This is a genomic window from Sphingomonas sp. OK281, assembly GCF_900115295.1.
GTDB lineage: Bacteria > Pseudomonadota > Alphaproteobacteria > Sphingomonadales > Sphingomonadaceae > Sphingomonas.
The window spans coordinates 418,004-440,028 of record NZ_FOVZ01000003.1 but is presented as its reverse complement, the minus strand read 5'-3'; the positions used below and the strand labels follow the sequence as shown (position 1 = coordinate 440,028).

General features: G+C 65.5%; 23 protein-coding genes and 1 tRNA gene. 9 read left to right on the top strand and 15 right to left on the bottom strand.

All coding sequences use genetic code 11. The annotated features are described in order from the left end of the window. Positions 1–2 precede the first annotated feature (2 nt). Together BM244_RS13595 and BM244_RS13590 are read left to right on the top strand one after the other, a co-directional pair. Positions 3–1,391: a murein transglycosylase A gene (locus BM244_RS13595; protein WP_093399586.1), complete on the top strand. Its 1,389-nt coding sequence runs from the start codon at positions 3–5 to the stop codon at positions 1,389–1,391. Next, the gene (locus tag BM244_RS13590) at positions 1,366–1,992 is read left to right on the top strand and encodes a Smr/MutS family protein (RefSeq protein WP_093399585.1); all 627 of its coding nucleotides are present in this window, start codon (positions 1,366–1,368) and stop codon (positions 1,990–1,992) included. The genes BM244_RS13595 and BM244_RS13590 overlap by 26 nt, the downstream gene beginning before the upstream one ends. Before the next feature lie 327 nt (positions 1,993–2,319). Here BM244_RS13590 and dapE read toward each other — a convergent pair whose 3' ends face one another. From dapE to BM244_RS13540, 10 genes are all read right to left on the bottom strand, one after another. Then, positions 2,320–3,456, bottom strand: coding sequence for a succinyl-diaminopimelate desuccinylase (gene dapE / locus BM244_RS13585; protein ID WP_093399435.1), 1,137 nt, complete (start codon positions 3,454–3,456; stop codon positions 2,320–2,322). After that, positions 3,453–4,124: a glutathione S-transferase gene (locus tag BM244_RS13580; RefSeq protein WP_093399434.1), complete on the bottom strand. Its 672-nt coding sequence runs from the start codon at positions 4,122–4,124 to the stop codon at positions 3,453–3,455. The genes dapE and BM244_RS13580 overlap by 4 nt, the downstream gene beginning before the upstream one ends. A 10-nt stretch (positions 4,125–4,134) precedes the next feature. Beyond that, positions 4,135–5,052: a phosphatase PAP2 family protein gene (locus tag BM244_RS13575; RefSeq protein WP_254784440.1), complete on the bottom strand. Its 918-nt coding sequence runs from the start codon at positions 5,050–5,052 to the stop codon at positions 4,135–4,137. A 255-nt stretch (positions 5,053–5,307) separates the two neighbouring features. Next, positions 5,308–6,756 (bottom strand): S41 family peptidase, encoded by a 1,449-nt coding sequence (locus BM244_RS13570; protein WP_093399432.1) that lies wholly within the window; start codon positions 6,754–6,756, stop codon positions 5,308–5,310. 175 nt (positions 6,757–6,931) lie between these two features. Beyond that, complete coding sequence (gene yihA, locus BM244_RS13565; protein WP_093399584.1) at positions 6,932–7,549, bottom strand: ribosome biogenesis GTP-binding protein YihA/YsxC; 618 nt, start codon at positions 7,547–7,549, stop codon at positions 6,932–6,934. A gap of 59 nt (positions 7,550–7,608) precedes the next feature. Then, positions 7,609–9,318, bottom strand: coding sequence for a membrane protein insertase YidC (gene yidC / locus BM244_RS13560; protein WP_093399431.1), 1,710 nt, complete (start codon positions 9,316–9,318; stop codon positions 7,609–7,611). Further along, a complete protein-coding gene (gene yidD / locus BM244_RS13555) occupies positions 9,315–9,563 on the bottom strand; it encodes a membrane protein insertion efficiency factor YidD (RefSeq protein WP_093399430.1) in 249 nt (82 codons plus the stop codon). The genes yidC and yidD overlap by 4 nt, the downstream gene beginning before the upstream one ends. Before the next feature lie 196 nt (positions 9,564–9,759). Then, complete coding sequence (gene rnpA / locus BM244_RS13550) at positions 9,760–10,116, bottom strand: ribonuclease P protein component (RefSeq protein ID WP_254784439.1); 357 nt, start codon at positions 10,114–10,116, stop codon at positions 9,760–9,762. Between the two features lie 56 nt (positions 10,117–10,172). Then, positions 10,173–10,307: a 50S ribosomal protein L34 gene (gene rpmH / locus BM244_RS13545; RefSeq protein ID WP_031393806.1), complete on the bottom strand. Its 135-nt coding sequence runs from the start codon at positions 10,305–10,307 to the stop codon at positions 10,173–10,175. Positions 10,308–10,394: 87 nt separating this feature from the next. Beyond that, positions 10,395–10,697 (bottom strand): hypothetical protein, encoded by a 303-nt coding sequence (locus BM244_RS13540; protein ID WP_254784438.1) that lies wholly within the window; start codon positions 10,695–10,697, stop codon positions 10,395–10,397. 130 nt (positions 10,698–10,827) lie between these two features. Between BM244_RS13540 and BM244_RS13535 the strand changes: the two genes are divergently transcribed. From BM244_RS13535 to BM244_RS13525, 3 genes are all read left to right on the top strand, one after another. Further along, on the top strand, positions 10,828–12,336 hold the full coding sequence (locus BM244_RS13535) for a YifB family Mg chelatase-like AAA ATPase (protein ID WP_093399428.1): 1,509 nt from the start codon (positions 10,828–10,830) through the stop codon (positions 12,334–12,336). Between the two features lie 66 nt (positions 12,337–12,402). Next, positions 12,403–12,487, top strand: a tRNA-Leu gene (locus BM244_RS13530). An 87-nt stretch (positions 12,488–12,574) separates the two neighbouring features. Then, entirely contained in the window at positions 12,575–13,246 is a 672-nt protein-coding gene (locus BM244_RS13525; RefSeq protein WP_093399427.1) for a cell wall hydrolase, read from the top strand. A gap of 9 nt (positions 13,247–13,255) precedes the next feature. On the opposite strand, the gene BM244_RS13520 is transcribed toward BM244_RS13525, so the two are convergent. Both BM244_RS13520 and gntA read right to left on the bottom strand, forming a co-directional pair. Next, a complete protein-coding gene (locus tag BM244_RS13520) occupies positions 13,256–13,843 on the bottom strand; it encodes a DUF1989 domain-containing protein (RefSeq protein ID WP_093399426.1) in 588 nt (195 codons plus the stop codon). Beyond that, entirely contained in the window at positions 13,836–14,522 is a 687-nt protein-coding gene (gene gntA, locus BM244_RS13515; protein ID WP_093399425.1) for a guanitoxin biosynthesis heme-dependent pre-guanitoxin N-hydroxylase GntA, read from the bottom strand. The genes BM244_RS13520 and gntA overlap by 8 nt, the downstream gene beginning before the upstream one ends. Positions 14,523–14,653: 131 nt before the next feature. Between gntA and BM244_RS13510 the strand changes: the two genes are divergently transcribed. From BM244_RS13510 to BM244_RS13495, 4 genes are all read left to right on the top strand, one after another. Beyond that, a complete protein-coding gene (locus tag BM244_RS13510) occupies positions 14,654–15,370 on the top strand; it encodes a Crp/Fnr family transcriptional regulator (RefSeq protein ID WP_093399582.1) in 717 nt (238 codons plus the stop codon). A 53-nt stretch (positions 15,371–15,423) separates the two neighbouring features. Next, the gene (locus BM244_RS13505; RefSeq protein WP_093399581.1) at positions 15,424–15,606 is read left to right on the top strand and encodes a hypothetical protein; all 183 of its coding nucleotides are present in this window, start codon (positions 15,424–15,426) and stop codon (positions 15,604–15,606) included. A gap of 103 nt (positions 15,607–15,709) precedes the next feature. Next, positions 15,710–17,842: a M3 family metallopeptidase gene (locus BM244_RS13500; RefSeq protein WP_093399424.1), complete on the top strand. Its 2,133-nt coding sequence runs from the start codon at positions 15,710–15,712 to the stop codon at positions 17,840–17,842. Further along, the gene (locus tag BM244_RS13495) at positions 17,842–19,131 is read left to right on the top strand and encodes an MFS transporter (RefSeq protein WP_093399423.1); all 1,290 of its coding nucleotides are present in this window, start codon (positions 17,842–17,844) and stop codon (positions 19,129–19,131) included. Before BM244_RS13500 ends, BM244_RS13495 begins: the two co-directional genes overlap by 1 nt. Before the next feature lie 122 nt (positions 19,132–19,253). On the opposite strand, the gene BM244_RS13490 is transcribed toward BM244_RS13495, so the two are convergent. The 3 genes from BM244_RS13490 to BM244_RS13480 form a co-directional block, all read right to left on the bottom strand. Beyond that, positions 19,254–20,558, bottom strand: coding sequence for a HAMP domain-containing sensor histidine kinase (locus BM244_RS13490; protein ID WP_093399422.1), 1,305 nt, complete (start codon positions 20,556–20,558; stop codon positions 19,254–19,256). A gap of 46 nt (positions 20,559–20,604) precedes the next feature. After that, a complete protein-coding gene (locus tag BM244_RS13485; RefSeq protein WP_093399421.1) occupies positions 20,605–21,324 on the bottom strand; it encodes a response regulator in 720 nt (239 codons plus the stop codon). Between the two features lie 68 nt (positions 21,325–21,392). Next, positions 21,393–21,905 carry an EF-hand domain-containing protein gene (locus tag BM244_RS13480; protein WP_175518198.1) on the bottom strand — a complete coding sequence of 171 codons (513 nt, stop codon included), beginning with the start codon at positions 21,903–21,905 and terminating at the stop codon, positions 21,393–21,395. Positions 21,906–22,025 lie beyond the last annotated feature (120 nt).

Sequence of the window (22,025 nt, the reverse complement as noted above, 5' to 3'; positions counted from 1 at the left end):
CGATGCACGTCGGGGGGGCGCGCTTCGGAAAAGCGGCGCTCGGTGGATTAGGTCTGTCGCTGTTGTTGAGCGCATGTGTCGGTGGGGTGGAGCCGCCGCGCTCGGGGCCGGCGCCGGTTGATCGCGGCGGCACGACCGAACGCGAGCCGTCGCGTGAACCGGTGCGTGTACATCCCTCCCGCGATACCGGCGCATCCCCGAATATTCGCGGCATCCAGATGCCGGCCCGGATTGTCGGCGCAGTACCACTTTTGCCGGTGCCGGTCGTCGCGCCGTTGGCACCCATCAATGCCGCTGCCGCCGGAGTCGCTGTCGGTCCGACGATCGCGAGCCTGCCGATCGACGAGACGCAGGCGCAATCGGCGTTGTCGGCGTTCATGACGAGTTGCCCGTCGTTGATGCGACGCTCCGACGCGTCCGGCCTCACGCGCGGCGCCGATTGGCAGCCGGCTTGTACCGCTGCCACGTCCGTTCCCCGCGGTAGTGCTCGTAATTTCTTTTCCCAATGGTTCGAAGCAGTGCAGGTTGGCGACGGAAAGGCGTTCGCTACCGGCTATTACGAGCCCGAGATCGCAGGGTCGCTCGAGCGCCGCGATGGGTATGCGCCGATCTACGGACGGCCGAACGACCTGATCGATGTCGACCTCGGCGCATTCTCGACAAGTTTGAAGGGCAAGAAGGTCCGCGGTCGGGTCGATCGCAGCAACCTAGTGCCGTATTACGATCGGACCGCCATTGAGCAGGGCGCGATCACGGGGCGGGCGCCGATTCTGGCCTGGGCGCGCGATCCGGTCGAGTTGTTCTTCCTTCAGATCCAGGGCTCGGGGCGGCTGCGGCTGCCCGACGGCGAGATCCTCCGGATCGGCTATGCGACGCAGAACGGCCGCGACTATACCGGCATCGGCGCGCTGATGAAGTCGCGCGGGTTGCTCCAGCCAGGCCAGACCTCGATGCAGGGGATCGTCGCGTGGCTCCACGCGCATCCCGCCGAGGGACAGGCGATCATGCGCGAGAACAAGAGCTTCGTGTTCTTCCGCGAACTGGAGGGGGCACCGCTGGGGGCACTCGGCTTGCCGGTCACCGGTCAGGTCAGTGCAGCCGCCGACGTCAAGTTCGTACCGCTTGGTGCGCCGGTCTTCCTGTCGCTCGACCGCCAGGATGCGAGCGGCTTGTGGGTCGCGCAGGATACCGGCGGCGCGATCAAGGGCAGCAACCGGTTCGATACGTTCTGGGGCGCTGGCCCGGCGGCGGAGTCGACCGCGGGCGGCATGGCCGGGCGGGGCAGTGCGTTCCTGTTGCTGCCGATCGGCACGGTCCAGCGGCTCAACGGCCAGCGTTTCAACGGTCCAGCGAATGGGGCGCAAGATGGCGGGCCGACCCCTCAACCCTGACGAGGCGCAGCTATGGGCGCGGGTGATGGCGAGCGTTCGTCCCATGCGCGTGGTCGCCGTCCGTGTTCCGGACCGCGCGCCGCCGTTGCCACCGCCGCCGAAGCCGCTGATCGGGCCCAACGGCAAGGTCGTACCGGCGCCACCTGCGCCGATGGGGCGGGTGAAGCCGCTCGTCCGCACGATCGTCACGCCGTACGCGGTGCGCGCGGGCGCCAAGCCGGTCGTTGCGCGACCGGTCGTCAAACCGATCACGGCCAACACGCTCGACGGCGGCTGGGACAAAAAGCTGGTGCGCGGGGCGGTGTTCCCGGACAGTTCCATTGACCTGCACGGCCATACGCTGGCGTCGGCTCATGCGTTGCTCGATGTTGGCCTCGGCCGGGCGATCGCGCGAGGGGATCGCGTACTGCTGCTGGTGACCGGCAAGCCGCCGCGGCCCGAGAGCGAGCGTCCACACGCGCGAGGTGCGATCCGATCGGCGGTGGCGGACTGGTTGGCGGGCTCGCGTCATGCCGACTCCATCGCCGCGGTCCGTGGCGCGCATCCACGGCACGGTGGGCAGGGCGCGTTGTACATCGTCCTGCGCCGCGGCCGGGACTAGGTTTCGATGGCTGGGTGACGCTGGCAACCCGTACCTCGAGAGGGGCCCTCGATACCCCTTAGCGGCTACTCCGCCTCTTCTCGGCACGAGCGGGAGGAAAACGGAGAGACCGGAACCAGAATAAGAAACTGGGATCGGAGTTGGGGCGGAAATCGGAGGAGGGAACCGGGACAGGAGCGGTCACCGGACTAGCAAGAAGCGAGAACGGAGCAGTCGAACGAGGACCGATGGCTCTTTCCTCACCTTCCCCATCATCCCAGGGGTGACGGGAAGTTTGGGGGGGTGCAGGGCTTTTTGCCGGAAGGACGACGTTTTGCAGCGTTGTTCTTACTTCAGCGCCCGAGCGATCACATCCGCGTAGATATCCGTCAGCGTTAGCAGATCCTCGACCGCAACCGCTTCGTCGACCTTGTGCATGGTCGCGTTGATCAGGCCGAACTCGACGACCGGGCACAGCTTCGACAGGAAGCGTGCGTCGGAGGTTCCCCCGGTCGTCGACAATTCCGGGACGATCCCGGTCCTGCCCGAGATGGCGTCCGAGAGCAGCGCCGAGAAATCGCCCGGCGGGGTGAGAAACGCTTCGCCCGAAACCTTGCCCGTCACCGCGACGGCCGGCGCATGGCGTTCGGCGATCGCGCGGATACGCTCGATCAGGTCCGCCCCGCGGTGGCGATCGTTGAACCGGATGCTGAGGCGCGCCGACGCTTTCGCGGGGATGACGTTGTGCGCGGGATTGCCGACGGTGATGTCGGTGACCTCGATATTCGACGGCTGGAACCAGTCGGTACCCTCGTCGAGCACGACCGCCTCGATCTCCGCGAGGATCGCGATCAGCCGCGGTATCGGGTTGTCGGCGAGGTGCGGGTAGGCGACATGCCCCTGACGTCCCGCCACCTCGATCCAGATGTTGACCGATCCACGCCGCCCGATCTTGACCATGTCGCCGAGCCGCGCGGTCGAGGTCGGCTCGCCGACCAGGCACAGGTCGGGCACGATCCCGCGTGTCGCCATCCGCTCCATCAACGCGACGGTGCCGTAGGTGGCGGGTCCTTCCTCGTCGCCGGTGACGATGAGCGAGAGCGTGCCTCCGTCGCGCCGGGCATCGCTACGACTGGCGGCTGCGACGAAGGCCGCGACTGCACCCTTCATGTCGACCGCGCCGCGACCGTACAACAATCCGTCCCGGACGTCGCCGGACCAGGGCGAGCCGGTCCAGCCTTCGCCGGCGGGAACGACGTCGACATGGCCGGCGAACGCGAGATGCCGCGGTCCATCGCCGCGCACGGCGAGCAGATTCTCCACCGGGCCGTCGGGCGCTTCGCCGACCGTGAACCGGTCGACCGCGAAGCCGAGCGGGACGAGCGCCGCCTCCAGGACATCGAACACCGCACCGTGCGCGGGCGTGACGCTATCCGCGCGGAGCAACGCCTGGGTCAGCGCGACCGGGTCGATAGGTCCGTTCATGCAGGCGTCGGTACCGGCTGCTCGAACTGTTCGAGGACCCATTCCTCTTCCTGCGCGGCGGCGATCCAGTCCTGCATGAAGGGATGTTCGAACATCGCCTGCATGTACCCGGCGGCAAACCGCGCGATCGGCAACTGGTACGTCACGATCCGCGTGACGAGCGGCGCGAACATGATGTCTGCCGCGCCGAACTGGCCGAACAGGAAATCGCCGCCGCCACCGAACCGTGCGCGGGCCTGCGCCCAGATCTCCATGACCCGCTGCAATTCGACGAGCACGTCGTCGTCGGGCGTGCGCGCCGGGAAGACCTGGCGCACGTTCATGCTGTGCTTGCGACGCAGCGCGGCGAAGCTCGAATGCATCTCCGCCGCCATCGACCGCGCCATCGCGCGTGCGGCATTGTCCTCGGGCCAGAAGCGGTCTCGTCCGACCTTGTCGGCGAGGTAGTCGACGATCGCCAGGCTGTCCCATACCACCGCGTCGTCGTCCCACAGGATCGGTACCTTGCCCGACGATGGCGCGAACTCGTCGCCCGAGCGACGTTTTTCCCAATCGGCGTCGTACATCGGCACGACGACCTCCTCGAACGGGAGCCCGGACTGCTTGCACGCGAGCCAGCCGCGCAGCGACCAGGAGGAATAGGCCTTGTTGCCGATGATCAGTTTCATGCTGCGTGAACTAGCGGGGGAGGTGCGTCGCGGCAACGCCGGTGATGCCGATTGCCGTGTCGGCCTGCGGTCCGGTGGTGCGCGGCATGATCCGGTGAAGCGCCGCGATCGCTGCCAGCGCGACTGCCGTGCCCAGAATGATGTCGATCAGGTAATGCGTCCCCTCGACCGGGGTGGAGAGCAGCATCGCCGTATTCACCGCAAGTACCGGCCAGCGCAGCCGTGGCAGGCGCCATGCCGCCTGGATATAGATCGTCGCCGCAGCGGCATGAAAGCTCGGCGCCGACACGATGCCGCGCAGATGCCCGAGATCGACGATGCGTTCGCTGTGCGACCGAAGCGCGGGAATGAGCCCCGGCTGCCACAGCTCGCTCTCCGGCATGTAGACGATCGGGCCATGCCAGAGGTACGAGAACGGGCCGACCGCGGGCATGAACGTATACAGGATCAGTGTCCCCACCGCCGTCAGCCAGAACGTTGCGAGAAAGCGGTGGGCCGCCACCCGGTCGCCGGTGAAGGCGAAGGTCGCGAACAGGATCGCGGGCGTCAGGTAGATGCTCCGATACGCCGCCAGGCCGAGCGCTTGCAGGAGGGGCGTCGCGGCGACCAGCCGGTACCAGGCGAGCCAGTCGAACCGGAGCAGCGCGTCGATGCGTTGCAGCGCGGCATCGTGGAAGCCGTGCGTCAATGCCGCGATCGGGTAGCTGGCAACCGCGCCCATCAGCGCGAGGACGGTGAAGACGCCGTAATATTCCGCGCAGTCCGCGACCGCACGGGCATAGCGCCATGGTCGATCGCGCAGACCGAAGCGTAGCGCCAGCAGGACGACGCCACTGACGTAGAATGGCAGATTGTCCGCATCCGACGGATCGATCACCAGGCCCGCGACATGCATCATGACCGCAAGCGCGGCCATGCTCAGGATCATGCCCCCGCCGATCCACCATCCGTAATCGGGCACGTTCGCGCTGGCAGCCGATATGCCACGGTGGATGGTTGCAGCAGGCCGAGTGGCTGTAATCGATACGTCAATCATGGGCAGCGCGAGAGTATCACATTTAGAGGGTCACGCGATGTCCGTCGGCTGGATCAGCTTTCGCTGGGCTGAACGGCATCGAACCTTGATCGTCCGACGATCGGTTCGGTGTCCGTTCACCAATGTCATCGTTCCCCCGTCCTGGTCCTAGAACGAACCGGGGACCATCCGTTGCGCGATCGTGGGCGCGGTGGAGATCAGCAGGTCCTGGCGCGTGTTCGTCGTGGTACGGGCGGACTGGGCGCTCGCATCGCTGGTGATCGGCGAGCAACTGCGCCCCGCCAGGAAGTCGAGCGCCCGCCGCGTCGACGCTTCACGCGAGTCGCCCAGCGGGAAGCCGATATCGTCCGAGGCTCGACAGGTTGCCTCGACGGTCGTCGCCAAGCCATCGAAATAATTGCCGTTGCGTGCCGAGTTCTGCGTTGCGAACGCGATCACGCGGAGGCGATCGTCGCAAGCCGGCTTGTCGAGCGCGATCTGGCCGACGGGCTTGCCATAGGTGTTCGTCCCGATCAGCGCGGCATTGGCGTGGAGATACGGTGTGAACGCGTTGATCACCAGTTCGCTTGCCGAGGCCGTACCGCCGGTACCGATGAAGGCGATCCGGGTTGGCGCAATCGATTCGGGTTGTGGCGCGAAGAAGCGCGTGCCGTTGTTCGATGCCTTTTCCGGACGGAAGGTCGTGTAGTCGAACACGTCCGACGTGGATCGCCCAGCGCCGAGCAGATCGCCGAGATACTCCGCCGTCGCGACCAGCCCGCCGCCATTGTAGCGCAGGTCGACGATGACATTGGTTATGCCCTTCGCGCGGAAATCCGCGAACGCAGCCTTCAGGGCGGGCTCGGCCGTCGAAATGAACGTCCGCAGATTGATGTAGCCGACGCGCTGGCCGCTATCGTCGATGATCTTCGCACCGTAGCGGGTCGAAACCGGCAGCAGGGTGAAGTCGGTCTTTGCGACCGTCACGTTGCGCGTGCCGGCGGCGTCGGACACCCGGAACACGCGGGCCGTTCCCGTCGTGTCGGGACCGAGCGCAGTCGTCAGTCCCGCGGTTCCTTCGGCGGTGACGATCGCGCTGACGGTCCGCAGGTTGTCCGCCGTCGTGCCGATCGCCAGAATTTCCGTACCCCGGTCGATCCCGGCAGCGAGCGCGGGGGCCCCCTCGAACGACTCCGCGGAGAATAGTCGCTGGCCGGTCTGATCAAGTGCGAATCGGATTCCGAACCCCGCACTCGAACCCGAACTATAATAGGCGGTCTCTTCCTTGATCGACGTCAGATAGGTGAAGAACCTATCCTTGCGCTGTGCCCGCGCGGTCGCCGTCAGAGCGTCGATATAGTCGTCGACCGTCGTGTAGGACGCCGCGTTGATCGAGGTCGGGAGCGTTTCGGGGAACAAATACCATTCGCGAAGCTGTGCTGCGGCCCAATCCTGGCGTTCGCGAAGCGAGCATCCGGCGGTCGCCGTCGGCGCGGGCGTCGGGGTCGGCGTGGTGGCGGACCCGCCCCCGATCGTGCTCGACCCGCCGCCGTCCCCGCCGCCACAGCCTGCCAGCATGGCGGCCAGTGCCAGTGTCGTCCCAAAACGCTTACGCATCACGCATTCTCCCCCGTTGCGGGAAAGCTACGAAGTTTGACGAATAATGTCAGCCTTGAAACGTAAGGTTGGTTCGATCTCGTTACGTCTATGCCGGTCGCCGTCTGCAGCCTCGCCGCGGGGCCCGGGATTTGCCCGATTATCCTCGGGCGCGGATGGGTCGATCGGCCGCCGCCTAGCTGACCGCTTCGACCACTGCTGCGCGAAGTTCCGGGATACCCATGCCATATTCGCTCGACGTGACGAGGATGTCGGGATGTGCGGCCGGACGCTTGCGAGCCTCGATCGCGGTGCGTTCGGTAACGTCGACCAGCTCGGACGCCTTGATCTTGTCCGCCTTGGTCAGGACCATGCGGTAGCTGACGGCGGCCTTGTCGAGCATCTCGAGGATCTCGCGGTCGACGTCCTTGATGCCGTGGCGCGAGTCGATCAGCACGAGCGCACGCTTCAACACGTCACGCCCGCGCAGGAAGTCGTTGATCAGGAAGCGCCATTTCTTGACGACGTCCTTGGGTGCCTTAGCAAACCCGTAGCCGGGCATGTCGACCAGCCGGAACGCGAGCGGCGCGCCGACGTCGAAGAAGTTCAGCTCCTGCGTCCGGCCCGGCGTGTTCGACGTGCGCGCCATCGAGTTGCGCCCGGTGAGCGCGTTCAACAACGACGACTTGCCGACGTTCGAGCGTCCGGCGAACGCCACTTCCGGCACCGACGCATCGGGCAGGAATTCGAGCGTCGGCGCCGACTTCAGGAAGCCGACATGCCCGGCGAACAGTTTGCGCGCATGCTCCAGCATCTCGGGCGTGAACGGTGCGTCGGTCTGCTCAAGGTCAGGGCCGAGGTTCGATGGCTCGTTCACTTGGTCACCGGCACTTTCAGGCCCGGATGGCGGGCGTACAACAGCTTCTGCTGGATGATCGTCAGGCAGTTCGACGTGATCCAGTACACCTGGAGGCCGACCGCGAACGGCGCCATCACGAACATCAGCACCCATGGCAGCAGCGCGAAGACCTGCTTCTGCGTGTCGTCCATCGGCGTCGGGTTCAGCTTGAACTGGAAGTACATGCTGATGCCAAGGATGATCGGCACGACACCGATCGCGATCATGTGCGGCGGCGTGAAGGCGAGCAGGCCGAACAGGTTGAGCGGCGTCAGCGGATCGGGCGCGGAGAGATCCTTGATCCACGCGACGAATGGCTGGTGACGCATCTCGATCGTGAGCATCAGCACCTTGTAGAGCGCATACATGATCGGGATCTGGAGCAACGTCGGTGCGCAGCCAGCGAGCGGATTGACGCCCTCGGCCTTGTACAGCGCCATCGTCTCCTGCTGCAGGCGGACCTTGTCGTCCTTGTGCTTTTCCTGGAGCAGCTTCGCCTTGGGCTGGACCGCGCGCATCGCCGCCATCGACTTGAACTGGCGCTGCGCGATCGGGAACAGCAGGCCGCGGATCGTGACCGTCAGCAGGATGATCGCGACGCCGAAGTTGCCGATCACGCGGAACAGCCAGTCGAGATAATAGAAGATCGGCTTCTCGACGATCCGGAACCAGCCCCAGTCGATCGCGTAATCGAGCTTGGCGACGCCGCCGGCCTGATCGGTGTAGCGGTCGAGCAGGCGGACTTCCTTGGCGCCGGCGAAGAAGCGTGAGACCTGCGTGATCGCCTGGCCCGGTGCGACCTGCTTCGGCTTAAGCGCGTAATCGGCCTGATAGGCCTTGTTGGCACCGGCGCGGAACTGACCGTCGAACGCCTGGCCCTGGTCCGGGATGATCGCGGTCAGCCAGTATTTGTCGGTGAAGCCGAGCCAGCCGCCGGTCGTCGTGAACTTCTGCGCGGCGGCATCGATATCCTTGTAGTTGGGACGGTAATGCGCGCCGCCATTGTCGACCGACATCGGCCCGACATGGATCGTCATCGACGACGGATCCTTCGAGATCCCGACGCGGTTGACGAGGCCGTAGGTCGCGACGGGGACGGGCGCGGTACCGGCGTTCAGGACGGTCTGGCGGACCGTGAACATATAGTCCTGGTCGACCGCGATCTGGATGCGGAAGCGTTGTCCGGTTGCGTTGGTGGCGTCGAGCGTGACCGGCGTGGTCGGCGTCAGCGTGGTTGCGCCGGAAGGCGTCCAGACCGCGTCGGCGGCGGGCGGGGTCAGGCCCTGCGCACGCCAGCCGAAGCTTGCGAAATACGCGTCGGGCGCACCGGCGGGCGAGAGCAGGCGGATCGGCGGCGAGTTCTTCGCGACGGTCTCGTCATAGCCCTTGAGCACGAGATCGTCGATCCGCGCGCCCTTCAGGTTGATCGAACCCGACACGCGGGGGGTCTCGATGCGGATACGCGGAGTGCTCGCGATCACGGCATTGCGATCGCCGATCGCGGCGGCACCATCCGCGGCCGGATCGGCGGCGGGGTTGGCGATGGCTTTCGTCTTGCCGCCTTCGATCTTCGTGACCGGGGGATTCGCGGTCGGGAAGAACTTGCCCTGGATCAGCGGCCATCCGAACAGGATCAGCGCCGCGATCACCGCGAACAGCACGAAATTCTGCTTGTCGTCTTTCACAGGGCGGCGTCTTTCAATTTCTCAGGCTTCAGCTCTGGGACTGGGTCGGGTCCATACCCGCCCCACGGATGGCAACGCGCGATACGCTTCGCCGCCAACCAGCCCCCCTTTAGCGCGCCATAGCGCCCAACGGCCTCGATTGCATAGGCTGAACACGAAGGATCGTAGCGGCAACTCGACGGCAGGACGAGCGAGGGGCCGAGTTGCCAGCCGCGGGCGAGGAGGATGAGGAGGCGGGCTAGCATGATGTGGCCGCCGCCCGATTGCCGCAAAATCGTTTCCCCGCGAAGGCGGGGACCCAGACTGGGCTCCCGCCTTCGCGGGAGAACAAGGAGCGGGGGGCAATCGCCCCTTCGGCACCGCGCCACCCAAACCGAGGTACCACCCCGGCGGAGGCCGGGGCCCAGTTGGGGGACGTGGCTAACGAAGGGCGGTGCTGCATCACGGGCGCTTTCCCACCTGGGCCCCGGCCTTCGCCGGGGTGGTGGTGTTCGCGGGAGTGGCAACCTTACTTGCTGACGTGTCGGCAGCTTGCGGCGTGACCTTGCGAAACGCCTTGCCGAGCTCGGTCCGCAACAAAGCGTAATCCCGCTCGACCCCGCCATTACGCCCGATCAACACGTGATCGGCCCCGGCAACGCCGCGCTCCGCCAACAGCTCGCGCGCCAACGCCCGCAACCGCCGTTTCATGCGGTTCCGGACGACGGCGTTGCCGATCTTCTTGGTGACGGTGAAGCCGATTCGCATCGTCTCGTCACCGTCATCGCGGGGGCGCATGAGCAGGACGAATCCCGGCATTGGTGCGCGCTTCCCCGCATTCGCCGCGAGAAAATCGCGGCGTTTGTCTAGAATGGTTAGGCCGACAGCTTCTTGCGACCGCGGGCGCGGCGTGCGTGGATCACTGCCCGGCCGCCGACCGTCGCCATCCGTGCGCGGAAGCCGTGACGGCGTGCGCGTACCAGGTTGCTCGGCTGAAAGGTCCGCTTCATTGGTCATTCCCTAGGTCATCAAATAGAAAACGGCCGCCACGCGGACGGCCTTGATGGCTGGGCGCTTACGGAAAGGGGCCGGGGAAGTCAATTCACACCCCGCGTAATCGGCATGCTTTTAGCAGCCTTGGTCCGCTCGTGTCGGCGCATCGCGCTCTGTCGCCGCATCATCCGATCGACGAAATGCCCGGTCTTGGGCCAGCGTCGCTTCAGTCGCGCCCATTTCAGCCGCGCCCACCGCGAGTTGCGCAGGATCAGAACCATCCCGCCCGCGAACAGGAAGATGCCCGCAGGCCCCGGCAGCGGCGCGAGGAGCGGCGCACTCAGGATCAACAGCACCCCGAGCGCCAACTGGCCGAAGCGAAGAAAGGGGGAGCGGACGGCTTTCACGGGAGGCATGTGGGTCCGGTGTATTAGGTTCGCAAGACGGCGGCGCCAGAGGCTTCCAGGCCGCCCGTCCTTGCAGACATGGCAAATCGGGTATGAATAAGGCGTGACGTCGTGTCGCGGGGGAGCGGGCATGGCGGCGATCGTGGCGACGGTGGCGTATCTCGGGCTGGAAGCACGCGCGGTCGAGGTGCAAGTCCAACTGATTCCAGGACTTCCTGCGTTCAACGTCGTGGGCCTCGCGGACAAAGCGGTCGGCGAAAGTCGTGAGCGGGTGCGGGGAGCGATTGCAGGGATGGGCCTGTCGCTGCCGCCGAAACGCATCGCGGTGAACCTTTCACCTGCGGATCTCCCTAAAGAAGGATCGCATTTCGATCTTCCTATCGCGCTGGCGTTGCTCGCGGCGATGGGCGTGGTCGATGCCGAAGCGCTCGCCGATTACGTGATAGTCGGGGAGCTCGGTCTGGATGCGCGGATCACCGCGTCGCCGGGCGTGTTGCTCGCCGCGCTGCATGCATCGGAAGTGGGGAAGGGCCTTGTCTGCCCCGCCGCGCAAGGCTCGGAAGCGGCATGGGCGGGCGAGATCGAGGTCATCGCTGCGCCTGATCTTTTGTCGCTCCTCAACCACTTCAAGGGCCACGGCTTGCTCAGTCCCCCCAAGCCGGGAATCGCTGAAGCCGCCGATCACGGTCCGGACCTGCGGCAGGTCAAAGGGCAGGAGACGGCCAAGCGCGCGCTGGAGATCGCGGCCGCCGGATCGCATAATTTGCTGATGGTAGGCCCACCCGGCTCCGGAAAATCGCTGATGGCCTCGTGCCTGCCAGGCATCCTGCCACCGCTCGACCCGGCCGAAGCGCTGGAAGTATCTATGGTCCAGTCGGTCGCTGGTACGCTGACCGGCGGGCGCCTGACCCGCACGAGACCCTTCAGAGCGCCACACCATTCCGCGTCGATGGCAGCACTCACCGGGGGCGGGCTGAAGGTGAAGCCGGGGGAGGTCAGCCTCGCGCATCTCGGCGTGCTCTTCCTCGACGAACTCCCGGAGTTCCAGCGCGCCGTCCTTGATTCGCTGCGCCAGCCGCTCGAGACAGGTACGGTCAGCGTCGCCCGAGCCAACGCGCACGTCACCTTTCCTGCGCGCGTACAGTTGATCGCTGCGATGAACCCGTGCCGGTGCGGTCACCTCGGCGACGCGAGCCTGGCCTGCGCGAGAGCCCCCAAATGCGCTGCGGACTATCAAGCGAAGGTGTCCGGCCCTTTGTTGGACCGGATCGATTTACACATCGACGTACAGGCGGTCAGCGCCGCCGACCTGATCCTCCCGCCACCGACCGAGGGCTCGGCACAGGTTTCCGCCCGCGTTTCCGCCGCCCGCGCGATCCAGACCGAACGCTACCGCGACCATCCTGTTCGCACGAACGCCGAGGCGGACGGCGCGTTGCTCGATACCGTTGCCACGCCCGACGAAGCCGGTCGCAAGCTGCTCGCTCAAGCAGCCGAAGCGATGCGCCTGACCGCGCGAGGCTACACCCGTATCCTCCGCGTCGCGCGCACTATCGCCGATCTCGCGGGCAGCGACACCGTCGGCCGCATCCACATCGCCGAGGCGCTGAGCTACCGCCGCCAACCGCCGAGAAACTGACCGGTCACAATTCCTCATCAAGACAGCTTGCGGCGGACGAAAGCTTCGTCTAGCCAACCCGCCGCTGCCCCTGTGGCGAAATTGGTAGACGCGACCGACTCAAAATCGGTTGCCGCAAGGCATGCTGGTTCGATTCCGGCCAGGGGCACCATCTCTTTCCAGCGATCACGCATCGACCCTCGGGGCGAGCGGCACAGTGATCGTTTCCTTGCGAAAATTTCGCCGGTAAGGACGCGGGATGGCGAAGCGACCGGCCCGATATGTCTCATCGCGGCGGCGCAATCGATCCAGGCTGAGACCATCGTCCGAGCATTGGCTTCTCCTGCTCGGCGCCGTGGTCGGGTTCGCGGCGATCTTCGGGTCGCTGACCGATCTGCCCTGGCCGACCGAAACAACCACGGCGCATCGGAGGCCACGTCTCACGATGGCGCAGGCGCGCGCTTCCAATGCGCTGGTCCCGATCGTTGCCGAAAAGCGCAAGCGGGCAGAGCCGTTCCGGTTTCGTGGTGGTCCGGCCGCGCGTCTCCAGGCGACCGAATGCCTCGCCACCGTTGCACTCTATGAGGCTGGCGCCGACCGTGACGGACAGCGCGCGGTTATCCAGGTCGTGCTCAACCGGGTCGGCGCGCGGGGGTTCCCCAAGACGGTGTGCGGGGTCGTCTATCAAGGTGCGAACCGCAAGGCGGGATGCCAGTTCTCCTTCACCTGCGACGGCTCGCAGACACGACGGCCCGAGCACGAGGGCTGGGAGGAGGCGAGACACGCGGCGCGCCGGGCCATGAACGGCTATGTCTATACCCCGATAGGCTGCGCGACGCATTACCATACCGACTGGCTGGTGCCGTACTGGCGCAGTTCGCTCGTCAAGGTGGCGACCGTCGAGTCGCACATCTTCTATCAGCGCCGCTAGCCAGTCCGTTCAGTCGATTCGGTACTGGATCGGCTTGAAGCTGCCGCCATTGGATTGCAGCGCCGAACACGCGGTCATGCCGATGACGAGGTCCATCGCAGCGCGGAAGACGATCGTGTCGCCGGCCTTGCTCAGCGGCGGTTCGACCGTGAACGTGCCCGTCTCGCCATTGATCGGCACGTTCATGAAGCAGTTGAACGCGACCGGGATCTGGTCCGGCTCGATATCCCAAGGCGCGAGCGCTTCCGCGAGATTGCCAAAGCAGCCGCGATGCGGATCGGTATCGCCATAGATGATCGCGAAGGTTTCCTTCGAACACGGCGTCAGCAGGAAATCATGTCGCCCGACATCGTCCGAGACGATCTCCAGCATCACGTTGCTGCGGTTCGAATAGAGCAGGTCGCCGGTCGTCAGGTATAACCGGCTCGCATAATCGAGCGTCCGCCCCGACGAGATCGCCTCGCGAATGTCGGCACGGTTATAGGCGAGCAAGTCCGAAACCTGGCGACCCTCGGGATCGATCACGGTCAGCGTCTGCCCCTTGTCGAGCGTAAATCCGGCCCCCGAACGCGGCGGGATCGTCTTGATGTCAGCCACGTGCTTCGCCTCGCTTGAAAGGGCATTTCCAGGATTCGTCCACCGCGCGCCCGCTATATTGTCGTGCTTCGCTCGACTCGCCGTGCCGCGCCAGCATCGGGTTAATCGAGCCGGCATATTCGAGATCGCGCGCAAGGATCGACGAACGCAACTTGTCGTAGCGCTGCTGGTCGCGCAGCACCTCGAACTGGTCGTGCAGGTTGAACACCATCGTCGGCGATTCGAACTTACGCGCCGGACGGCTTGCGTTCGGATGCAGGCCGACCACGAAGAATGCCTCGCCTGCGAAACTCAGCGAGAAATGCGGATCGTCGGGATCGCTGCTCACCGACGGGTCGGGGCGATAGCCAAGCCACTCGTCCTTGTCGCTAAGGGACTGAGCGCGCGCCCAAAGATGCGCCTCGAACTCTTCTTCCGATAGCAAAGCAGGCGCTTCGAACAGGATGATGAGCGTGCGGAAGATCGCGCGATCCTCGCGATATTTGCGGACGGTCTCGCCAAGCGCCGGAGAGATTCTCATGTCATCCCAAGCGGATCGCACGTCGCGGGCGACGAGAATGTCCATCTGTCCCTTGGCGAGCGCCGATTTCGCGCCGACGCACGGAAACTGCGGCGCCTGCACATTTTCGATGAACTTGCGCGCGAGTGGATGGTCGTTTTGGAATATTGGCTGGTACATGGTCGGGGTGGAACCCACGAACCGCGGCAATGTTTCGCACCCGGCATAACCTTTGATATTGATCAGTACGAATCCCGATCTGTTCTTCTATCACGCAGGGCGGTACGAAGCCGGGTGATGAAGGGGTGTCGATGATCTCGGAAAAGTTTCTCATGGGGCGCGGCCGCCATGAGTTCAGCAGCGAAGAAAAGCAGGTGCTGGAGGACGGCATCGAATCCGTGCGGCAGGTCGCTGCGCGCAAGCAGATCGTGCGTGCCGGCGACCTGATCGAGACGAGCGCGCTCCTGCTGGAAGGGTTCGTCTGTCGCTACATGGACGACCGCGAGGGCCAGCGTCAGCTCGTCGCAGTGCATGTGCCGGGCGATTTCGTCGATCTCCACGCCTTCCCGATGAAGCGGCTCGATCACGACATCGCCACGCTTGGGCCGGTCAAGATCGCCTGTTTCGAACATCGTACGTTGCAGTCGATCACCGAGCGCTATCCGCACCTGACGCAGAAACTGTGGTTTAGCACGCTGCTCGATGCGGCGATGCACCGCGAATGGATATTCCGGCTGGGGCGGCTCGGCGCGGAGGGCCGTATCGCGCATCTGTTCTGCGAATTGAACGCGCGGCTCGAAATGGTCGGGATGGCGGCGGACGGGCGCTACATGCTGCCGATGACTCAGCCAGACCTCGCCGAGGCGAGCGGACTGACGGGCGTGCACGTCAACCGCGTGCTGAGAGCGCTTCGCGAGAAAAATCTGCTGACGTTCAAGGGCGGGGAGGTAAATATCCTGGATCGTAAAGCACTTGCAGCCGTTGCTGAGTTTGAACCACAATATCTGTACGGTTCCAGGGGAGCGTGACGGATACCGATCGCACGACACCTGATGGCACCGACGGGCGGGAGGGCGAAACCATGATGAGGCCGGAATCCACCGCAGGTATCGCCGCAGCCGAGAATGGGCTGGTGACGCTGGACGGAGTCGATGGCCTGGCGATCACGTTCACGCCGGAGGCCGCGGCGGAGACGGGGCGGCGGCTCATCGCGGCAGCGGAACAGGCGGCGAGCCAGCCTCGTGATGATCGACCCGGCACCTGATCTCACGGCACGGACGACCGACCCTGTGCGCGGATCGGTGGCGACGCCTTCCGCTACGTAACTTTATCACTATGCTACCCGGTACATTGACCGGGAGATCCATGTGCAGTTTCTATACCTCGCCGCCAGCGCCGTTGCGTTGATGGCGTCTACGTCGATCGTCGCGCAGACGGGTGCGACGTCCACGACACCAGCCGCGAACCCCTTGCTGGCCGACTGGACCGGCCCAACCGGCGGGGTGCCGCCCTGGGACAAGGTTCGCCCCGAACTGTTCCCGCAGGCGTTCGAGACGACGCTGGCCGAGCGCGCTGCGGACTACCGCAAGATCGCCGACAATCCGGCCAAGCCGACCTTCGCCAACACGATCGTGCCGATGCAGTTGGCCGGCAAGCGCTACGGTCAGGTGATGACGCTGTTCGGCGTGATGACCGGCAACATGAGCACGCCCGCGTATCAGAAGCTCGACCGCGAATGGTCGCCCAAATTCGCCGCGGCGTCGGACGCGATCACGTTCGACAAGCCGCTGTTCGCGCGGATCCAGGCTATCTACGCAGGCCGCAACTCCAGCGGCTTGAACGCGCAGCAGATCCGGCTCGTGACGCGGATCTACGACAGCTATGTGCGCCAGGGCGCCAAGCTGACCGATGTGCAGAAGACGCAGCTTTCGCAGTATAACCAGGAACTCGCGACCGCGTTCTCGACGTTCGGCGAGAAGCTGCTCGCCGATGAGAGCAAAGCCATCTCGGTCACCGACGAGGCGAAACTCGCGGGGCTTCCCGATAGCGTGAAGGCGGTGGCCAAGGCCGCTGCGACCGAGCGGAAGCTGCCAGGCTTCGCGATCGTCAATACGCGGTCGGCGGTCGATCCCGTGCTGACCTACGCCACCGACCGGGCACTGCGCGAGAAGGTTTGGCGCGCGTTCGTGAACCGTGGCGACAATGGCGACGCGAACGACACGAATGCGACGATCGCACAGATCGTGAAGCTCCGCGCCGACCGCGCGCATCTGCTCGGGTTCAAGACGCATGCCGACTGGCGGATGCAGGACACGATGGCGAAGACGCCCGCCGCGGCGATGGACCTGATGATGCGCGTCTGGCCTGCCGCCAAGGCGCGCGTGGCCGAGGAAGTCGCGGACATGCAGAAGGTCGCCGGCACCTCGCTGACGATCGAGCCGTGGGATTACCGCTTCTACCAGGAGAAGGTGCGGAAAGCGCGGTACGACCTCGATCAGGCGCAGTTGAAGCCGTATTTCGAGCTCGGCAACATCATCCAGGGTTCACTGTACGCCGCCAACCGGCTGTACGGGCTGAACTTCAAGGAGATCACCGGCACCGTTCCCGTGTTCGAGCCGAACATGCGCGTGTGGAGCGTGACCGACAAGAACGGCAAGGACGTCGGGCTGTTCTACCGCGACGATTTCGCGCGGACCGGCAAGCGGTCGGGTGCGTGGGCGAACACCTATCGTGGGCAACGTAGGCTCGCGCCGGCGCAGCTCGTGCTGTCGTCGAACAACAACAATTTCGCGAAGGGCGCGCCCGGCGAGCCGATCCTGATCAGCCTCGACGATGCACAGACGCTGTTCCACGAGTTCGGCCACGCGATCCACGCCATGCTCCAGAACGTCTATTATCCGGGGCTCGCCGGCACGCCGCGCGACTTCGTCGAATATCCGAGCCAGGTGAACGAACATTGGCTGCTGACCCGCGACGTGCTCGACAAATATGCGCGGCACTACCAGACCAAGGCGGCGATGCCGCAGGCGTTGCTCGACAAGATCGAGCAGTCGAGCAAGTTCAATGAAGGCTTCAAGACCGCGGAATATCTGTCGTCGGCGATTGTCGACATGAAGATCCACACCGTGCCTGACGGCGTGATCGACCCCGACAAGTTCGAGGCCGCGACACTCGCCGAGATCGGCATGCCGAAGCAGCTGGTGATGCGCCACCGCGTGCCGCAGTTCCAGCATCTGTTCGCGTCGGACAGCTATTCGGCGGGCTATTACAGCTACCTCTGGTCCGAGACGATGGATGCCGACACCTTCGCGGCGTTCGAAGAGGCGGGCAGCCCGTGGGACAAGCCGACGGCGGACAGTTTCGCGAAGATCCTGTTGTCGACCGGCAACGAGACCGATCGTGCCGAGGCGTATCGTGCGTTCCGGGGGCGTGATCCGGATGTGAACGCGCTGCTCAAGAAGCGCGGGTTTCCGACACAAGCTCCACAGGGGACGAAGTAATGGCACCCGATCAGAAAACCCGCCTCAAGGCAATCATCGGTGGATCGACCGGCAACCTGGTCGAGTGGTTCGACTGGTACGTCTATTCCGCCTTCACGCTGTATTTCGCACCGCATTTCTTCCCGTCGACCGATCGCACCGCGCAGTTGCTCAGCACCGCGGCGGTCTTCGCGGTCGGCTTCCTGATGCGGCCGATCGGCGCGTGGATCATGGGGATCTATGCCGATCGCCACGGACGCAAGGCCGGGCTGACGGTGTCGGTCACGCTGATGTGTGCCGGCTCGCTCATCATTGCCTGCACGCCGGGCTATGAGACGATCGGCGTCTTCGCGCCGACGATGCTGGTGATCGCGCGGCTCATGCAGGGGCTGTCGGTCGGCGGCGAGTACGGCGCGTCGGCGACGTATCTCACCGAGATGGCGGGCAAGAACCGCCGCGGGTTCTTTTCGTCGTTCCAGTACGTCACGCTGATCTCGGGCCAGTTGCTCGCGATCTGCGTGCTGCTGATCCTGCAATCGACGATGAGCGAGGCGGCGCTCGATTCCTGGGGTTGGCGCATCCCGTTCGCGATCGGCGCGGTGTTGGCCGTGGTCGTGTTCTACATCCGTCGTGGCCTCGCCGAGACGCAGAGCTTCGAGAATGCCAAGGCGGATGCGGGCGACGGCAAGCCCAAGTCGGGCTTCATCCAGCTGATCACCAAGCATCCGCGTGAGACGATCACGGTGATGCTGCTGACCGCTGGCGGTACGCTCGCCTTCTACGCCTACTCGATCTACATGCAGAAGTTCCTGGTCAACACCAGCGGGTTCAGCCGCGAGGTCGCGAGCCAGATCAACGCCGCCACGCTGTTCGTGTTCATGCTGTTACAGCCGATCGCGGGCGGGCTTTCGGACAAGATCGGGCGGAAGCCGCTGATGGTCGGCTTCGGCATTGCCGGGGTGCTGTTCACCTATCCGATCTTCACCGCGCTGGAGAGCGCGACCAACCCGATCTATGCCGGGTTGCTGGTGATGGCGGCGCTGGTGATCGTGACGGGCTACACGTCGATCAACGCGGTCGTGAAGGCGGAACTGTTCCCCGCGCATATTCGCGCGCTGGGCGTCGCCTTGCCGTACGCGCTGGCGAATACGCTGTTCGGCGGGACCGCCGAGTTCGTCGCGCTGAAGTTCAAGGGCGCGGGATTCGAACGCGGATTCTACTGGTATGTGACGGCGATGATCGCGGTGTCGCTGGTCGTGTATCTGCGCATGAAGGACACGCGGACGAACAGCCAGATCGTCGAGGACTAGGCGCGCGCTGCTCCCCCTCCCCTCCGGGGAGAGGGCCGGGGTGAGGGGCTGTTCCAGGCGATGTCCTGCTTGGCTGCCCCTCACCCCGACCCTCTCCCCGGAGGGGAGTGGGAGCAGTTCAGCTAACGTGGCAGCTCGATGATCGCGTCGAGTCCGCCGGCCGCGCGGTTGACCAAGCGGATTTCCCCACCAGCTTCCCGCACGATCGCGCGGGCCAGCGCCAAGCCAAGGCCGATCCCTCCCGTCTCGCGGTTGCGCGAACTCTCCAGCCGCGTGAAGGCGTCGAACACGTCGCCCATCCGATCCTCGGGGATGCCCGGACCCTGGTCCGCCACGACGATCGCGACGCACCGCGGGCCAACCTCGACACGCACCTCTGCCGAAACGCCGTATTTGATGGCGTTTTCGATCAGGTTGCGCACCGCGCGGCGCATCAGCGACGGCCGCAATCGCATTCGCAACCGGTCCGCTTCGACGAAGCTCACATCGCTGCCAATATCGCGAAAATCCTCGACCACGGCATCGACCAGCGCAGCGAGGTCGACATCCGTCAGTGGTTCGCTCGGACGCCCGAGCCTGGCCAGCGACAGGATGTCGTCGAGCGTGCGGTTCATCTCCGCCACCGTGTCTATCATCTTCGCGCGGTCGATATCGTCCTCTACCGACTCGATCCGGACTCGCAGAGCGGCCAGCGGCGTACGCAGGTCATGGCCGATCGCGCCGAGCATCCGGTCTTTCTCGTCAAGCATTCCCGTGACCCGCAACCTCAACGCATTGAACGCCGCGATCAGCGCCACGACGTCGTCGGGCCCATGCGGCGGCATCGGCGCGCCCGGATCACCCGGCCGAAAACTCTCCGCCGCACGCCGCAAATCCTGGAGCGGGCGCGAGATCCGTCGAACGATCCACAGCACGGGCAGCAGCACGATGATGTACAGGATCGCGGTCTGCGTCAGCACCGCGAACAGCAGCCGCCAGCCGGGTTGCGGCCAGGGTGCCGTAATCGCCAGCCATCCGCGTCCGGGCTGCTCGATCGCGATCAACAGCGTGGCGCCTTGCCGATCGCCCCGCCGCAGCCCGTCGCGGCGATGCGCGTCGCTGGTTTCGTCGGTGGCAGGGCGCAATCCGGTATCGATCCGCCCGACCTTCAGGCCGAGATCGGCGAATTGCCGCCGCAGTTCGGTCGTGACTTCGGGATGGCGCTCGAACACCGAAGGCGGGATCGGATTGGTCGGCATACGGCGGACGCGACCCCGGTCGGCGCTCAGTGGGCGGCCGCCATGCGCCTCGCGGTCCAGCGCGTCGGCGATCCGCGTCGCGACCGGCCGCGTTGCCTGGGAAAGGCGGAACTCGGACCGATCGTGCAGGATCATGCCGAAGTTGATGACCTGCGCCACCAACAGCGCAAGCGCGATCAGCAGCGCCATCTGACCGGCGAGGCTGCGCGGCCAAGGCCGTTTCAAGAGCGGGTGATCACAGGCGGGTGACTTCCGCCGCCAGCGTATAGCCACCGCCCCAGACCGTCTTGATAAGCTCCGGCGTCTTGGCATCCGTCTCGATCTTGCGGCGCAATCGGCTGATCTGGTTGTCGATCGCACGGTCGAACGCCGCGGCCTCGCGGCCTTGCGTGAGGTCGAGCAACTGGTCGCGCGTCAGCACCTGGCGCGGACGCGTCACGAGCGCGAGCAACAGGTTATACTCGCCGGTCGACAGCGGCACCGAGACGCCCTCGCGGTCGATCAGCGCTCGCTCGCCCGATTTCAGCACCCAGCCGGCGAACCCGTAGGAGCTGCTCTCCGGCGCGTGCTGGCGCGAGCCGCCCGCGGTCGCTCGCCGCAGCACCACTTTTACGCGCGTCGCCAGTTCGCGGGGCGAAAACGGCTTCACCACGTAGTCGTCCGCTCCCATCTCGAGCCCGACGATCCGGTCGGTCTCTTCCGCGCGGGCGGTCAGCAGGATCACCGGCACGTCGCTGGTCGCGGCGATGTGGCGGCATAGCGACAAGCCGTCCTCGCCGGGCATCATGATGTCGAGGATGACGAGATCGATTGCATATGCCGTCAGTCGCGTCCGCGCCGCCTCCGCGTCGCCCGCCTGCGTGACGCGAAACCCCTGCTTGGTCAGGTACACGGCCAGCGGCTCGCGGATCGAGCGCTCGTCGTCGACGAGCAGCAGGTGCGGCATATCCCCCATCGGGGCAGTGTCTAGCATAGCGGCTGTCCAGGGGAAGCACCGACGCCCGATGCTTCCCCTCATCCAAATTATTGAGCAGGTGCAGGTGCGGGCGGGGTCATGCCGTCGCGGCGTTCGCGCCGGTCGACGTGGCGCATCTCGGCGGCGTTGGCGCGCTCGGTCGCGTCGATCGTGCCGTCGTGATTGGCGTCCATCCGATCGAACCGCTTGAGCGCGCGTGCCTCGAATTCCTCGCGCGTCACGCTGCCGTCGCCGTTCGGATCCATCCGGCGCCCCATGCCATCATGCTTGCGCCCGCCCGGCGGTGGAACGGGGACGTCGCGACCGCTGGCAATCATCCGGTCGTGCACCGCGGCGCGATAGGCGCGCATCTCGCCGCCGCTCACGCGGCCATCATGGTCGGTATCCATCTGCGCGAAGCGGGCATCGGCCTGTGCGATCGCTTCCGCGCGCGTGGCTACGCCGTCGTGGTTCGCGTCCTGACGCATCGGCGGACGTGGCGGCGTGGGGGTTTGCGCGCTGCTGGCGGTGGACGTGATCGCGCTGGCGGCGAGCATCAGGGTGAGGACGGTCTTGCGCATGTCGGTCTCCGGCGGAGTGGGACGAATTCCCATCGAACGACGGTCGTTCTACGAGCCGCTTGTCGCAGAGGTGCGCCGCCGCGCCGCCAATGTGTCGCAAGATATGTCGAGCGCGCCCTG

Coding starts and splice junctions, on each gene's coding strand:
- BM244_RS13595 (WP_093399586.1), top strand. CDS start 3: ATGCACGTCGGGGGGGCGCGCTTCGGAAAAGCGGCGCTCGGTGGATTA.
- BM244_RS13590 (WP_093399585.1), top strand. CDS start 1,366: ATGGCGGGCCGACCCCTCAACCCTGACGAGGCGCAGCTATGGGCGCGG.
- dapE (WP_093399435.1), bottom strand. CDS start 3,456: ATGAACGGACCTATCGACCCGGTCGCGCTGACCCAGGCGTTGCTCCGC.
- BM244_RS13580 (WP_093399434.1), bottom strand. CDS start 4,124: ATGAAACTGATCATCGGCAACAAGGCCTATTCCTCCTGGTCGCTGCGC.
- BM244_RS13575 (WP_254784440.1), bottom strand. CDS start 5,052: ATGATCCTGAGCATGGCCGCGCTTGCGGTCATGATGCATGTCGCGGGC.
- BM244_RS13570 (WP_093399432.1), bottom strand. CDS start 6,756: ATGCGTAAGCGTTTTGGGACGACACTGGCACTGGCCGCCATGCTGGCA.
- yihA (WP_093399584.1), bottom strand. CDS start 7,549: ATGCTGGAGCATGCGCGCAAACTGTTCGCCGGGCATGTCGGCTTCCTG.
- yidD (WP_093399430.1), bottom strand. CDS start 9,563: ATGCTAGCCCGCCTCCTCATCCTCCTCGCCCGCGGCTGGCAACTCGGC.
- rnpA (WP_254784439.1), bottom strand. CDS start 10,116: ATGCCGGGATTCGTCCTGCTCATGCGCCCCCGCGATGACGGTGACGAG.
- rpmH (WP_031393806.1), bottom strand. CDS start 10,307: ATGAAGCGGACCTTTCAGCCGAGCAACCTGGTACGCGCACGCCGTCAC.
- BM244_RS13535 (WP_093399428.1), top strand. CDS start 10,828: ATGGCGGCGATCGTGGCGACGGTGGCGTATCTCGGGCTGGAAGCACGC.
- BM244_RS13525 (WP_093399427.1), top strand. CDS start 12,575: ATGGCGAAGCGACCGGCCCGATATGTCTCATCGCGGCGGCGCAATCGA.
- gntA (WP_093399425.1), bottom strand. CDS start 14,522: ATGTACCAGCCAATATTCCAAAACGACCATCCACTCGCGCGCAAGTTC.
- BM244_RS13510 (WP_093399582.1), top strand. CDS start 14,654: ATGATCTCGGAAAAGTTTCTCATGGGGCGCGGCCGCCATGAGTTCAGC.
- BM244_RS13505 (WP_093399581.1), top strand. CDS start 15,424: ATGATGAGGCCGGAATCCACCGCAGGTATCGCCGCAGCCGAGAATGGG.
- BM244_RS13495 (WP_093399423.1), top strand. CDS start 17,842: ATGGCACCCGATCAGAAAACCCGCCTCAAGGCAATCATCGGTGGATCG.
- BM244_RS13490 (WP_093399422.1), bottom strand. CDS start 20,558: ATGGCGCTGCTGATCGCGCTTGCGCTGTTGGTGGCGCAGGTCATCAAC.
- BM244_RS13485 (WP_093399421.1), bottom strand. CDS start 21,324: ATGGGGGATATGCCGCACCTGCTGCTCGTCGACGACGAGCGCTCGATC.
- BM244_RS13480 (WP_175518198.1), bottom strand. CDS start 21,905: ATGCGCAAGACCGTCCTCACCCTGATGCTCGCCGCCAGCGCGATCACG.